The following is a 13,374-nucleotide window of genomic DNA, read 5'->3' as shown; positions in this document are numbered from 1 at the left end:
TATGCCCAAGACCGGCAAGAACGATCATGCCCGCGAAGACGAACTCCCATCCACTCTGCAGCGCTCCGAGCAGAAGGCCCAGGATACTTTCGCCAAGACCTACGACTCCGCCATGGAGACCTACGACAACGATGAGGGCCGGGCAGCCCGCACCGCTTATGCGGCGGTGAAGCACAGCTACGAGAAAGTCGGCGACCACTGGGAGGCGAAGGAGGAACGGGGTCCTTCTGACCAGCACGCGGCAGAAGGCATTGAATCAACGAAACCTACCGCCGGGGGAGTGGACGCCAACGCCTCCAAGGAACATCTCTATCAACGTGCCCAGGAACTGGACGTCAAGGGCCGTTCGAGAATGAGCAAGGACGAGCTGGTCGAAGCTCTGCAGAAAGCCAACGACGCCGCGACCCGGAAAGCGCGGGGCGGCTAGTCTTCGCCCGAGAATTGCTGGCTAACCATGGCTCTACACCAGAATTCGGCCCGGAAACGGTCATCGCACCTCGTCATCCGGGCACCTCGTCATCCGGCGGCTTTCCACCCCAATGCGGGCCCCAGGTTTGCTGCGATGTCGGTGAGGATCTGCACGTAGTCCTCATGTTCAAAGCTGAACGGCAGTGCGAAAGCTACCTCGTCGACTTCCCGGAACCCAGCATGGGCGTACAGCTGCTCGGCGATTTCAGCGCTGGTGCCGATCACATCCGGGGCGAACAGCATGCCCTTCGGCCCTTGGGGCGCCCGCGTCCGGGGAGTGCGTTCATCAACGTAGCGCTGGTACTTTTCACGCTGGGCATCCGAAGCAGAATCGGTGGGGATCACCACCAAGCCCTGTGAGACCCGGGGGGTGTTTCCGGACGCTGCGGCTGCCTGCCGGTACGCACGGATCTGCGTCTGTTGGACCCTGGCAAAGTCAGGTTCCTGGTTCTCATCCGGGAAAATCACGCTGCTGGACAGAAGATTGAAGCCGTTTGCCCCGGCCCAGACGGCCGACTTCATGCGGCCCGCGCCGTACCAAAGGCGGCTTCTCAGCCCGGGAGAGTGTGGCTCCACACGGTTGGAGAATTCCTCCACAACGCCTTGCTTGCCGGAGAACTCCCGAACCTTTTCGCCGGCGACCAAGCGGGCAAAGCGCTCCACGCGGCTATAGGAGAAGTCCTCTGTTTCTGAGGAATCCGGGAACAGCTCATGCTTCACGGTGTCGTAGTGCATGGGTTCGCCCACGCTCAGCCCTGGATTGATCCGTCCCCCGGCGAGCAGATCCACGGTGGCCAAGTCCTCCGCGAGGCGCAAAGGATTTTCCCAACCCAGCGGGGTGACCGCGGTACCGAGCTCGATCCTGGACGTACGCTGGCTGGCGGCGGCCATCACCGCGACAGGGGAGGAGATCCCGAACTGCAAATGACGGTGCCTCAGCCACGCACTGTCGAACCCCAACTGCTCACCGAGCTCGATGATCTCCAACGTTGAACGGTGCCCTGCAGCCGGATCGGCGGGGTCGAAAAGGCCGATAGTGAGAAATCCAAGCTTGCGGAGGGGGAGTTCGGGGCTTGGCATGGACTTCCTTCGCGATCGATCGGCAGTTACTGCCCAGAATAGATCCCGGTACCGGAGACGACGGCGGGACGTTACCTTTTGTGATGGGCTCGCTGAGGGTGCGTGCGCGGCAGGCCTGCGAAGACCTTTAGACCCACAGGCGGAGCCCCGCCGGAAGTCATCGGCCGTTCCGGGCTTCTGGACGAGTTCGAGTAGGGGTTGGAGCTCGGCTCGGCGCCGGGTTTGAAATGCGGTAGCAGGCGATTGAATGTGCGGGGCCGGGTGTGGGCATGGTATCCCCTGGCGGCTCATATGAACTAAATCGCCGCAACCAGAGGCTAAGCGGTTGGGGACTCGAAGTCCACAGCCAGAATCGCCCGGGACAAGGTGACGGCACGGTCCGCCAACTCTTCAAGCTCGGCGTCGGTGCAGTCGCGGGGGGCCCAGCGGGTGGCGCCCTCAAGCAGGGTCATGACCACCCTGACATGCTCCTCGGCGTCGGGGCAGCCTATATCGCGTGCCGCGGCCACATACATCTGTTCATGGAGCGTGACCCAGTTATCGACTTGGGCGCGCAGCTCCTTGGGGAGAACTCCGGCCATCCTGTCTGTCGCAACCAGGAGGTCCCACAGGTTACTTTCCGGCAATCGCACCTGCCGCGTGAAGTGGAGTTTGACCATAGCGTCCCAAAATTCGTCCGCGTTGCGGGCCGGCTCTATGGCTTCGAGCAAGGCTACGCCGAAACGGTGGAAATGCCAGCGGAGCGATTCGGCAACGATTTCGTCCCTGCCGTCAGGGAAGTGCGAGTAGAGGCTGGGCGGCTTGATGTTGACGGCGTTGGCGATGGTCCGCATCGAGACGGAGTTGAAACCGTTGGCGATGGCGAGCTGCAGGAAGGCCTCAAGGATGTTCTGGCGGCCCGCCTTCTGTCCCGTCCAGTTCCATTCCTTCAGTTGCGATTCGAAGGCGCGGGAGGCGGCTTCGTAGGACTTCACGCTCATAATTCGCCATCCTAACACTCGTTAGGTAAATTGCCTTCAGCACTTCCCTAACGTCTGTTAGTTAGGTAGTCTGGAAGTGGCGCGGAGCACATGCACCCACCATCCCAATTCGTTTGAGCGGAGAGCAAGCAATGGTCACCGAAAACACGAGCCTGGGGGCCACTCGCAATAGCAACGTCATCCTCGGAAGCGGGCTTTCCGGAATGGTTGCCGCGTACATCGGCGCACGGGCGCTGGAGGACAACGCGTCACTGAACGAGAACTGGAGCGCACTGCAGGCATTCCGTCCAATTCTGCCGCGGCGGCACCCACGAAAGATCAAGCCAGGCGGCACCGGCCCGGCACTGGCATCCTGACCCGCATATACAAAGGGAGAACCTGCCCCAATGTCTGCAGAAGTACTGTCACCGTGGCCGAATGAAACCCCACGTGAAACCAACCGCGTCCGCGAGCTCTTCCTGATGCAACCCCACGCTGACCTCAGCGGTATCCGCCCCATCATCGCCCGCTCCTGGTACCGCAGCCGCGCTGCCGGCGTCGATGCATTCGCCGACCGCGGATTCTTTGACGAGGGACGGGTGGACGAGTACACCATCGCAGCGGCCGGCCCTCATTTGCAGAAACTGGATGAAGTGGCTGCCGACCTTGGCGGTTACGTCAACATCACGGCCCCGAACGGAGTGCTGGTCAAGGCCAATTTCCTGCGGGATGACGGGTTCCCCGCCGGGTACTCCCTGCTGGAGGAGAGCTGCGGAAGCAACGGCGAAGGCCTGGCATTGGAAGAAGGGCGTGGGGTCTGGCTGGCCCCGGAAGAACACTTCCGTGAGGACATGCGGGGCAACTGGTGTTTCGCATCTTTGGTTCGGGATCCGTTCCATAACCGCGTTCGGGCGGTCATCGGGCTGACGCTTCCTGCCAACCGGGTCAGCACCCTGGAACCTTCCTCCACGCTGCTCATGCTCGAAGGCGTTGCCTCACGGATCGAGCGCGACATTGAGGTGCGGACCTCGTCCAGGGAGCGGGCTCTCCTCAGCGAGTACCTCAGGATCTCGCGCCGCAGGGGCAACCGGGCCGTTATCGCCGTCGACGGCAAGAACTCGCTCCAGAACGCTTCGGCGACAGCGACGTTGGTGGACGGCGATTTCTCCATCGTCTCGGGCTACGCCAAAGCCGTGATGTCCTCCGGCCGGGAGATGAATTGTGAAGTCATGCTCGAGGGCCCGGGACATTCTACGTTGGAAATTTCACCAGTGACGCTGTCTGCTGCAAACGTCGGAGCCATTGTTGTTGTTCGACCCCACGCTCCCGCCAAAAGTCGCACCGTCGCTTCCGGCAGCGCCCCGCTCCTCCTGGCATCATCGCCGGAAGGGACCGCTGAACGATTGCTGAAGCACGTGGATGGCACCAGCACGGAGTTCAAACGCACACTCAACCTGGCGCGTAAAGCCGTAGACCAGGACAGGTCCGTGGTGATGATCGGTGAGCTGGGCAGCGGGAAGCTGCGTCTGGCCGGTGCCATTGCATCGCTGCGTGGTGGACAGATGGTTGTCGACGCCCGCAACGGAGACCTCAGGAACGCCACCTTTAACGATGTCCTGCACAGGGTGGCCACCGAGCTTCCCGCGACGCTGATCGTGGAGCATGCCGATGAGCTCTCCCAGAACGAAGCCAGTGAGATTGCCCGCAACCTTCGCGGCAACTCCGCAACCAGGATCATCTTCACCGTTACGCGTCCCACGGATGCGACGTTGCTGTTGTCCGAGGCATTCGATGTTCTCGAGATCTCAGTGGCACCCCTGCGCAACCGGCGGGAAGACATCCCGCAACTGGCCAACGCCATAGCGCAAGAGCTGGGGGAGCGGCGCCTGTCCCGGAGGCTCGTCACCACCCTCACCCACGCCGACTGGCCACGCAACATCGACCAGCTCCGCGCCGTCGTCTCCAACGCCGTCGAACGTGCGGAAGGCGCCGAGGTAACAGTGGACGACCTGCCACAAGGGTTCCACCGCGCCCTGACAAAGGGCAGGCTCTCCCGCCTTGAGGATGCAGAATTGAGCGAGCTGCGCACTGCGCTGCAGGAAGCAAAAGGTAACCGCAGCCTGGCAGCGGAGACCTTGCAGATCGGGCGCTCCACACTCTACCGGCGCATGGATTATTTCCGCAGCCGCGGCTTCGACCTCTGACGCCACGCAGGGAGCAGCAGCCGACCTCCAAAGGGGGCCGGCTGCTCCGCGCTGCCCAGGTGGCGAAAGGCCCGACGACGAGTGGCCCCTTGTGCTGCCCGGCTCTCCCCAGTCGGTGGAACACGGTGTCCCACTGTGGTGTCTCGATATGGCACGGACGGCCGCCCCGATATCGCGTTGTACTGGAAATCACCCGACACCGGCACCCGTCCCAAGGAGTGTCCGGCAGCGACCGAGGGTACGAACACGAACAGGACGACTGACTATGACCCGCGATGCCCAGGGAACCATTCTTGTGGCCCCCCACCATTTCCCGGACCTGGCCCGTGAGCACGCGCTCGCGGAGGAGTTCGGTTACACACTCAACCCCGCGGCAGACACCGACGCCTTCCGTGCAGGGCTTCCCGAAGCCGACATTGTGATGATCACGCCCTACGCCAAGCTCACTGCCGCCGACTTCCCGCTGATGGGCAAGTGCCGGGCAGTGATCAGGTACGGAATCGGCTACGACAACATCGACGTCGCCGCGGCAACTGAAGCGGGCATCCCGGTCTCTATCGTTCCCGGCACCGCGTCGGAGGAAGTCGCCTCCCATGCCTTCGCGATGGGCCTGGCGCTGGCGCGCCGGCTGCCTGCCGGAAACGACGCCATTGACAACCTTGGCTGGGCCGGAACCATCGGCTACGACACCCCTGTCCTGTCCGAGCTTGAGGTCGGCGTCCTGGGCATGGGCCGCATCGGGCAGCATGTGGCCCGCATGTACTCGGCTGTAGGAGCCCGCGTCCGTGCCTATGACCCCTTTGTCACGGAGAGTTTCGTGGAGATGACCGGGCTGCAAGACATCCTGGAGAATTCCGATGTCGTTTCCCTCCATCTGCCGCTGAACGATGAAACGGCGAACCTCATCTCCACCGACGCGCTCGCGAAAATGCGCAAAGGCACAGTGATCGTCAACGTGTCCCGCGGCGGCCTCATCGATGAAGCCGCGCTCGCCTCGGCGCTGACCTCGGGTCACATTGCAGGCGCCGGAATCGACACCTTCGCCCAGGAGCCGCTCGGGGCTGATCACCCCCTGCGCACGGCACCCAACGCCATCCTCACGCCGCACATCGCATGGCGTTCCAACCGGTCAACGGGTGCGTTGCAGGACGGTGCCGTAGAGCGGGTACGCCTCGCGCTGACCGGCCAGCCGCTCATCGACCTCGTGAACTGAGAAGACCCGTCACCTGAAAAGACTTGTGAATCAAAAGACTGGAGAAACCCGACTTGGCTACCACCAACCATTTGGAAGACCTCGCTGCGTTGCAGAACCCCGCAGAGGATCCACACCTGCGCCGTGGGCCGCGCGGCTTCCCGCTGCTGCCTGGCGGCTACGGCCGGTCAACGTACTACACCGGCGCTCCGAGCCCCTACGCCATCAAGGGCGAGGGCTACCGGGTGTGGGACGACCGCGGCCGTGAACTGATCGACGCGAACAACAACTTCACCTCCCTGATCCACGGCAACGCCCACCCGGAAATCACCGAAGCCGCCACCAAGGCCCTCACCACCGGTGCCAGCTGGGGCATCCCGAACCTCTACGAATGGGAACTCGCCGAACTCCTGCTCGGCCGCCTTCCCGAGCTGGACCAGGTCCGTTTCGCGAACTCGGGCACCGAAGCCGTCATGTCCGCGATCCGCATCGCCCGTGCCAGCACCGGCCGTGAGCGCGTTATAGTCACCAAGGGCGGTTACCACGGAACGTCAGAGGTTGCCCTGGTTCCGGGCGGACCCTCCTACCAGCGCGGCGTGACCCGCGGCGTGATCGACGACGTCACAGCGGTGCCGCTGAACGACGTCGAATTCCTGCGCCAAGCGGTTGAATCCGCTCCGGACGCCTACGCCGCCATCATCCTGGACCTGCTGCCCAACCGCGCCGGCCTCCTCACGATTAACGAGGAATTCGTCCGGACCGCCAGGGAACTCGCCACCCGCTACGGCATTGTGCTGATCATCGACGAGGTCATCAGCCTCCGCCTCGGCTACAACGGCTTCAGCGGTGAATACGGTGTTTCCCCGGACCTGCTGACCACGGGAAAGCTCATCGGCGGCGGATTCCCCGTCGGAGCGGTCTGCGGGAAGGCCGAGCTCATGGCCGAAGTGGACCCCACCCGCCCGGGCAGCCTTCCCCACGGCGGCACGTTCTCCGGCAACCCGGTCAGCATGGCCGCCGGATCCGTGGCCCTTCGCCTCTACACCGAAGATGAGGTCAAGCGCCTGAACCAGTTGGGCGACACCGCCCGCGAAACGGTCAACGCCAGGATCGCCGACGCCGGCTGGGAGATCCGTGGCAGCGGCTCGCTCCTCCGCGCGGTTCCGGCCGGAGCGGAGAAGGTGGACGAGCACACCCAGCACAAGCTGTGGTGGGCCTCCTACGAGCGCGGACTGCTGGGTTCTCCGGCCAACCTGCTGTCCCTGTCCACGCCTATGGACGAAAAGGTGGTCGACGACATCGCTGATCGCCTGGCCGACGCCGTACTGGCGGTCGCCTCGGACGCTCCCACCACGGAAGGCGCAAACTAACCATGAAGATCGTTTCCTACGAACACGAATCCGGTATCCGCGGCGGCGTCCTGATCGATGACGCCGTCTACGACCTGGAACTGCTGCTGCAGGGTTCCAGCCAGGCAGTGCACGGAGCCACCACCACCGTCCGGGAATTCCTGGAACTCTACGGCGACCGGCTTCAGGCCGTCTCGGCCGAGGTCAGCGCACTGGCCGGCCAGGACCCGGAAGCCCACGTGGGTGTCCGGGCCGATATCCGGCTGACAACACCTGTGCCCAATCCCTCCAAGGTGCTCTGCATCGGCCTGAACTACAAGGACCACGTTGCCGAGACCGGCCGCGCGTTCCCGGAGTACCCGGACGTCTTCGCCAAGTTCGCCTCCACCATGGTTGGGCCCGAGGACGAGATCGGCGGTGCGAAGGTCAGCGAGAACCTCGACTTTGAAGGTGAACTCGCTGTGGTGATCGGGCGCAAGGCCAGCGAGGTCCCCGAAGAAGAAGCATTGAACTACGTTGCCGGGCTTGCACCGCTGAACGATGTCACCGCCCGGGACCTGCAGTACCGCGGCACCCAGTGGCTGGCAGGCAAGGCCGTTGACGGGTCAACCCCGTGGGGCCCTGCACTGGTCACCTTGGACGAAGTGGGCGATCCCCAGAACCTGGACCTCGCCACCCGCGTGAACGGCATCGAAGTGCAGCGCTCCAACACGAGTTACCAGATCTTCCCGATCGCCCGCATCGTTTCCTATCTTTCAAGTTTCCTCACCTTGGAACCAGGCGACGTCATTGCCACGGGAACCCCGCAGGGCATCGGTGCCAAGCGGAACCCGCCTGTCTGGCTGGAACCGGGCGACACGGTGGAAATCGAGATCGACAAGGTTGGACTCCTCCGCAACACCGTTGGCAAACCCCAGCTCTAATCCCTTGCAAGCCCTACGAAAGTAATGAAGACCCATGAGTGAAGTACAGACACAACCAGGTGAGGCCCGGTACCGCATTGCCGTCGACACCGGCGGTACCTTTACCGACGTCGTGGTCGGTTCCAACAGCGGCGACATGGCGGTCGGCAAGGCGCTGACCACCTACGACCGCGTGTTCACCGGCTTCGAAGCGTCGGTCCGCCGCGCTGCCGAGTCCGTTGGCTGGAGCGGTGACGACGTGCTGCGCAATGCAGACGTCATTGTCTACGGCACCACCCACGCCACCAACGCAGTGCTCACCGGCAAGGTAGCCAGGACAGCGCTGCTGACCACAGACGGTTTTGCCGACACCCTTTTGCTCCGCGAAGGTGGCCGTCGTGACGCCTTCGACTCGAAAGCCGCGTACCCGCCGCCCTACATTCCCCGCTACCTGACCTTCCAGATCACTGAACGCATCTCCTCCGAGGGCGACATCCTGGTGGCGCTGGACGAAGAGCAGGTACGGGAAGTCCTGGGTTCCTTCAAGGAACAGGGCATTGAAGCTGTGGCCGTCTCTTTCCTGTGGTCGATCATCAACGATGCCCACGAGAAGCGCGTTGCCGAGCTGATCCAGGAGATCCTGCCCGGCGTTCCGTACACGCTCTCCAACGCGGCAAACCCCACCATCCGTGAATACCGCCGCTCCTCGGCAGCCTCGATCGATGCTTCCCTGAAGCCATTGATGGCCGACCACCTGGGCAAGCTCCGCTCCGACCTCCAGAAGTACGGCTTCGCCGGCGACCTGCTGGTGGTTACCTCCGAGGGTGCCGTCCTCGACGTCGCCGATGTACTGGACCGCCCGGTACTGCTGCTGAACTCCGGCCCGTCCATGGCTCCACTGGTTGGCGCGGCGGCGGCTCCGGACCACGACACAGTGGTTGTCTGCGACATGGGCGGCACCACCTTCGATGTGTCCCTGGTCGAGAATGGCGTGGTCCGCCACACCCGTGAAGCCTGGCTGGGCGAGCCGTTCGTCGGGCACCTCACTGGCCTGTCCTCCGTGGCAGTCTCGAGCATCGGCGCCGGTGGCGGCAGCATCGCCTGGATCGACGGCGGTGGCCTCCTTCGCGTAGGCCCGCAGAGTGCGCGCAGCACCCCCGGCCCGGCAGCCTACGGCCGCGGCGGCGAAGAGCCGACTGTCACCGACGCCTGTGTGGCCCTTGGCTATCTCGACACAGAAGGCTTTGAAGGTGGGTTCACCTTGAACCGCGAGGCCGCCATTAAGGCCATCGATACCCGCATTGCCGGTCCCTTGAAGATGGACACTCTTCAGGCCGCCCAAGCCATCCTTGATGTCTCCGCCAACCACATGGCTACCGCCATCCGCCAGTCTGCTCTCGAACAGGGCGTTGACCCCCGGGGTGCGCTCATTGTTGCTGGAGGTGGCGCAGGCGCCATGGTCGCAGCGATCATCGGCAGGCTCCTGGAAGCCGACACCGTCCTGATCCCGGCTACCGCCGGCGTCCTGGCCGCCTACGGCGCCCACCGCGCACCGATCGCTACCGAGTTCCTCTCGCCGCTGCACAACGACACCCGCAGTTTCGACGCCGGTTCGGCCTCCCGGGCAGTCGAGGACCTGACGGCCAAGGCTGAAGTCTTCGTGAAGCGGTTCGACGGCGTGGGCGAAGCACCCAAGGTCACATACTTCGTGGACGCCCGTTACCCCGGGCAGGCCTGGGACCTCCGCGTCTACCTCGACGCCGCCCCGGACACCTCCGGCGATGCGGCAGGCATCATCGAGCGCGCCTTCCACGAGGAGCACGACCGCCGCAACGGCACCCACGATCCGGACAGCCGCGTGGAGATCATCACCTGGGGTGTCCGCGTGGAAATCCCCCGGTCGGAGCACACCAAGTCCGAAAGTGAACTCAGCCGCACCGCGGAAATCCACCGCACGGACAGCATTGTTTTTGGCGGCAAACCCTTCAGCACCCAGCGCTACCGCGGCGTGACGCTCGCCCCGCGCGACAAGATCGTAGGACCGGCCGTCATCGATCAGCCCACCACCACCATCGTCGTGCCGCCGGAGTGGGACGCCACGCTCGATGAACGATCCAACATCTACCTCACCCGTAAGGAGGCGTAACCGTGACCCGCGAATTCGATCCCGTAAAGCTCTCGGTCCTTGCCAACGCATTCGACGGCATTGTCCGCGAGATGACCAGCGGCCTGCTCCGCTCCGCCCGCTCATCCGTCATCAACACGGCCCGCGACTTCTCCTGTGCCGTGCTGACCGCGGACAACCAGCTGCTCGCTGCCGCCGAAGGTGTGCCCGTGCACGTCTTCGGTGCCGGCCCCCTGGGCGAAGACATGGTTGAGCTGCACAAAGACATCAAGGAAGGCGACGCGTTCCTGCACAACGACCCCTACATGGGTAACTCGCACGCTGCAGACCACGTGATCCTGGTACCCATCTTCATCCAGGGACGCCACCTCTTCACCGCCGTGACCAAGGCCCACCAGGCCGACTGCGGCAACTCGCTTCCCACCACGTTCTTTGCCACCGCGCGGGACGTCTACGAGGAAGGCGCACTGATCTTCCCCTGCGTGCGGATCCAGCGCGACTACACGGACATCGACGACATCATCCGCATGTGCCGGTCCCGCATCCGTGTTCCCGACCAGTGGTACGGCGACTACCTGGCATCCGTCGGAGCCTCGCGCATCGCCGAGCGCCGCATCCACGAACTCGCTGAAAAGTTCGGCGTGGATGACCTGGTGGACTTCGTGGACGCCTGGTTCGACTACTCCGAGCGCCTGACGGCCAGCGCGATCGAGAAGCTGCCCGAATACGTCCTCCACGGCACCTCCACCCACGATCCCTTCCCCGGCACAGGCCCGGACGGCGTGCATTTGCAGGCAACCCTCGAGGTGAAGCCAAAGCAGGGCAAGGTTGTGATCGACCTCCGCGACAACCCGGACAACCTGCCTAACGGACTGAACCTCACCAAGGCAACGGCCACCGGCGCCGCGCTGGCCGGGATCCTTTCCGGCATCCCGGAGAACCTGCCGAGCAACGCCGGAACCTTCCGCCGCGTGGAGGTGCTGCTGCGTGACGGCTGTGCCGTGGGTGTTCCCAAGCACCCCTACTCCTGCTCGTCGGGCACCACCAACCTCGCCGACCGAGTGGTCAACATCGTCCAGGCCGCTTTCTCCCAGATCGACGACGGTTACGGCACCGCCGAGGGCGCAGCCGGACAGGCGCCTGCCAAGTCGGTCATCTCCGGGACGGACGAACGCAACGGCAACCCCTACGTCAACCAGATCCTGGTAGGCGGCGTCGGTGGTCCGGCCACCCCGTACGTTGATGGTTGGCCCACCTACCAGCGACCCGTGTGCGGGGCCCTCCTGTACCACGACAGCGTGGAAGTGGACGAGCAGCGTTACCCGATTCTGGTCCACGAACGCACCCTGGTGGCCGACTCCGGCGGTGCCGGCCGCCAGCGCGGCGGACTCGCCACGCGTGTCACTATGGAACCCCGCGGCGAGAGTGTCACCCTCACCTACGGCATCGAAGGCAAGATCAATCCGCCCAAGGGTGTCCGTGGCGGCCACGATGGCGCCGAGCCCTCAGCCTGGGTGGAAGACCTCAAGACCGGCGAACGCCACGAAATCCCCGTGGTGGGCCGCTACGACCTGCAGTCGGGCGAGAAGGTCGTCTCCATCACCCCCGGCGGTGGTGGCTACGGCGACCCGCTGGAACGCGACGTCCTGGCAGTGCTCGACGACTATCGCGAATCACGCGTGACCCTCGAAGCCGCGGCCGCACACTACGGCGTGGTCATCACCGACGGCGCCGTCGACGAAGCAGCAACGGCCCAGACCCGCCAGGTACGCCTGGCCGGCTAGCACCGAGCTATCGCAACTAGCACCGGCCTATCGCAACTCATCCCGGGGCGAGGTATATTCCTCGCCCCGGGATGTTCCAACAATCATTAAACGGAGATTCACATGGAACCCATTCGAGTCGGCATCATCGGCGTCGGAAACGTCCTCAACCAATACCTGGACAAGATCGGCGTCCACCCCGACGTCCAGATCGTGGCGCTCGCGGATGTGAACGCCGAGGCAGTCAGGAAGCGCGCTGCCGAGTACGACGTTCCCAAGGCTCTCACCCCGGACGAGCTACTGGCAGATCAGGACGTAGAGTTGGTCCTCAACCTCACGCCGCCCAAGCTCCATGCACCAGTCACGCTCCAGGCGATCGCTGCCGGCAAGCACGTCCTTTCCGAAAAACCCTTCGCAACCTCCCTTGAGGAAGCGAAGCAGATTCTGGACGCAGCACGGGAAGCCGGCGTCAAGGTAGGTTCCGCGCCCACCACGTTCCTGGGTTCCGGCATGCAGACCAGCCGCAAGCTCATTGACGACGGCTGGATCGGCGAGCCGGTGGCAGCCTTCGCCTCGTTCGCCTGCCGCGGCTATGAGCACTGGCACCCGAACGTGGACCCTTTCTACAGCCCCGGCGCAGGCCCCATGCTGGACATCGGGCCGTACCTGATCACCAACCTTGTGAACTTCTTCGGCCCGGTGAAGCGGGTTTCCGCGACCACGCCCCGTTCGTCCGAGACTCGTCCGCGCCCGGGCAAAGAGGGTGAAGTCATCCGGATCCAGACCCCCACGCACGTCACGGGCACCCTCGACTTCGAGTCCGGCGCTGCTGCCACCGTGATTGTCAGCTGGGACATCTGGAACCACAACCTGCCGCACCTGGAGATCTACGGCACCGGCGGCTCCCTGGCCGCGCCGAACCCGGACCACTTCTCCGGCGCTCCCGTGCTGCGCCGCGGCGAGCCGGGCGACCTCGCGCTGGACATGACCCCTCCCGGCGGTGGCGACTGGCGCGAAACGCCCATCACCCACCGTGACGACGCCTACCGCGGCATCGGCCTGGCCGAATTCGGCTACGCCATCCGCAACGGCGTGGAGCCCCGGACGGGGGGCGACTTCGCCTACCACGTGCTTGAGGTCCTCCTCGCCTTCGAGGCATCTTCGGAGCAGGGCAAGCACATAGAGATCGAAAGCACTTGTGAGCGGCCCCGGCCGCTGCCCTCCGTGGGTCCGCAGGAGCCTTACCGCTTCGACTAAGACAACAACTAAACAGCAGCCGACGGCGGTACCTACGTGCCGCCGTCGGCTGCTGTTTTTGCGTGTCCGGGCAGG

At 64.3% G+C, this 13,374-nt stretch carries 11 protein-coding genes; 9 read left to right on the top strand and 2 right to left on the bottom strand.

The window, feature by feature from the left end; translation table 11 throughout:
- Position 1: 1 nt before the first annotated feature.
- Positions 2–427 (top strand): ChaB family protein, encoded by a 426-nt coding sequence (locus AC6I97_RS21195; RefSeq protein WP_497947259.1) that lies wholly within the window; start codon positions 2–4, stop codon positions 425–427.
- 89 nt (positions 428–516) lie between these two features.
- Here the strand turns inward: AC6I97_RS21195 and AC6I97_RS21190 are convergent, their stop codons facing one another.
- Positions 517–1,548: an LLM class flavin-dependent oxidoreductase gene (locus AC6I97_RS21190; protein ID WP_497946686.1), complete on the bottom strand. Its 1,032-nt coding sequence runs from the start codon at positions 1,546–1,548 to the stop codon at positions 517–519.
- A gap of 317 nt (positions 1,549–1,865) precedes the next feature.
- Complete coding sequence (locus AC6I97_RS21185; RefSeq protein ID WP_224166361.1) at positions 1,866–2,528, bottom strand: TetR/AcrR family transcriptional regulator; 663 nt, start codon at positions 2,526–2,528, stop codon at positions 1,866–1,868.
- 131 nt (positions 2,529–2,659) lie between these two features.
- Between AC6I97_RS21185 and AC6I97_RS21180 the strand changes: the two genes are divergently transcribed.
- The 8 genes from AC6I97_RS21180 (at position 2,660) to AC6I97_RS21145 (ending at position 13,299) form a co-directional block, all read left to right on the top strand.
- Positions 2,660–2,884, top strand: a complete 225-nt coding sequence (locus AC6I97_RS21180) for a hypothetical protein (protein WP_224166362.1) — start codon at positions 2,660–2,662, stop codon at positions 2,882–2,884.
- A gap of 30 nt (positions 2,885–2,914) precedes the next feature.
- Positions 2,915–4,711 (top strand): sigma-54-dependent Fis family transcriptional regulator, encoded by a 1,797-nt coding sequence (locus AC6I97_RS21175; RefSeq protein ID WP_224166363.1) that lies wholly within the window; start codon positions 2,915–2,917, stop codon positions 4,709–4,711.
- 265 nt (positions 4,712–4,976) lie between these two features.
- Entirely contained in the window at positions 4,977–5,924 is a 948-nt protein-coding gene (locus AC6I97_RS21170; RefSeq protein ID WP_224166364.1) for a C-terminal binding protein, read from the top strand.
- A 53-nt stretch (positions 5,925–5,977) separates the two neighbouring features.
- Positions 5,978–7,273, top strand: coding sequence for an aspartate aminotransferase family protein (locus AC6I97_RS21165; protein ID WP_497946685.1), 1,296 nt, complete (start codon positions 5,978–5,980; stop codon positions 7,271–7,273).
- Between the two features lie 2 nt (positions 7,274–7,275).
- On the top strand, positions 7,276–8,175 hold the full coding sequence (locus AC6I97_RS21160) for a fumarylacetoacetate hydrolase family protein (RefSeq protein ID WP_497946683.1): 900 nt from the start codon (positions 7,276–7,278) through the stop codon (positions 8,173–8,175).
- A gap of 34 nt (positions 8,176–8,209) precedes the next feature.
- Positions 8,210–10,300: a hydantoinase/oxoprolinase family protein gene (locus tag AC6I97_RS21155; RefSeq protein WP_497946682.1), complete on the top strand. Its 2,091-nt coding sequence runs from the start codon at positions 8,210–8,212 to the stop codon at positions 10,298–10,300.
- 2 nt (positions 10,301–10,302) lie between these two features.
- Complete coding sequence (locus AC6I97_RS21150) at positions 10,303–12,063, top strand: hydantoinase B/oxoprolinase family protein (RefSeq protein WP_309926645.1); 1,761 nt, start codon at positions 10,303–10,305, stop codon at positions 12,061–12,063.
- A 102-nt stretch (positions 12,064–12,165) separates the two neighbouring features.
- The gene (locus tag AC6I97_RS21145) at positions 12,166–13,299 is read left to right on the top strand and encodes a Gfo/Idh/MocA family protein (protein WP_309926642.1); all 1,134 of its coding nucleotides are present in this window, start codon (positions 12,166–12,168) and stop codon (positions 13,297–13,299) included.
- The last annotated feature ends 75 nt before the right edge of the window (positions 13,300–13,374 follow it).

The organism is Arthrobacter sp. TmtSoilC48 (genome assembly GCF_059739425.1).
Note: the sequence above shows the minus strand (reverse complement) of the source record. Positions and strands in the feature narration are given on the sequence as shown.

Coding starts and splice junctions, on each gene's coding strand:
- AC6I97_RS21175 (WP_224166363.1), top strand. CDS start 2,915: ATGTCTGCAGAAGTACTGTCACCGTGGCCGAATGAAACCCCACGTGAA.
- AC6I97_RS21195 (WP_497947259.1), top strand. CDS start 2: ATGCCCAAGACCGGCAAGAACGATCATGCCCGCGAAGACGAACTCCCA.
- AC6I97_RS21160 (WP_497946683.1), top strand. CDS start 7,276: ATGAAGATCGTTTCCTACGAACACGAATCCGGTATCCGCGGCGGCGTC.
- AC6I97_RS21190 (WP_497946686.1), bottom strand. CDS start 1,548: ATGCCAAGCCCCGAACTCCCCCTCCGCAAGCTTGGATTTCTCACTATC.
- AC6I97_RS21170 (WP_224166364.1), top strand. CDS start 4,977: ATGACCCGCGATGCCCAGGGAACCATTCTTGTGGCCCCCCACCATTTC.
- AC6I97_RS21145 (WP_309926642.1), top strand. CDS start 12,166: ATGGAACCCATTCGAGTCGGCATCATCGGCGTCGGAAACGTCCTCAAC.
- AC6I97_RS21180 (WP_224166362.1), top strand. CDS start 2,660: ATGGTCACCGAAAACACGAGCCTGGGGGCCACTCGCAATAGCAACGTC.
- AC6I97_RS21155 (WP_497946682.1), top strand. CDS start 8,210: ATGAGTGAAGTACAGACACAACCAGGTGAGGCCCGGTACCGCATTGCC.
- AC6I97_RS21185 (WP_224166361.1), bottom strand. CDS start 2,528: ATGAGCGTGAAGTCCTACGAAGCCGCCTCCCGCGCCTTCGAATCGCAA.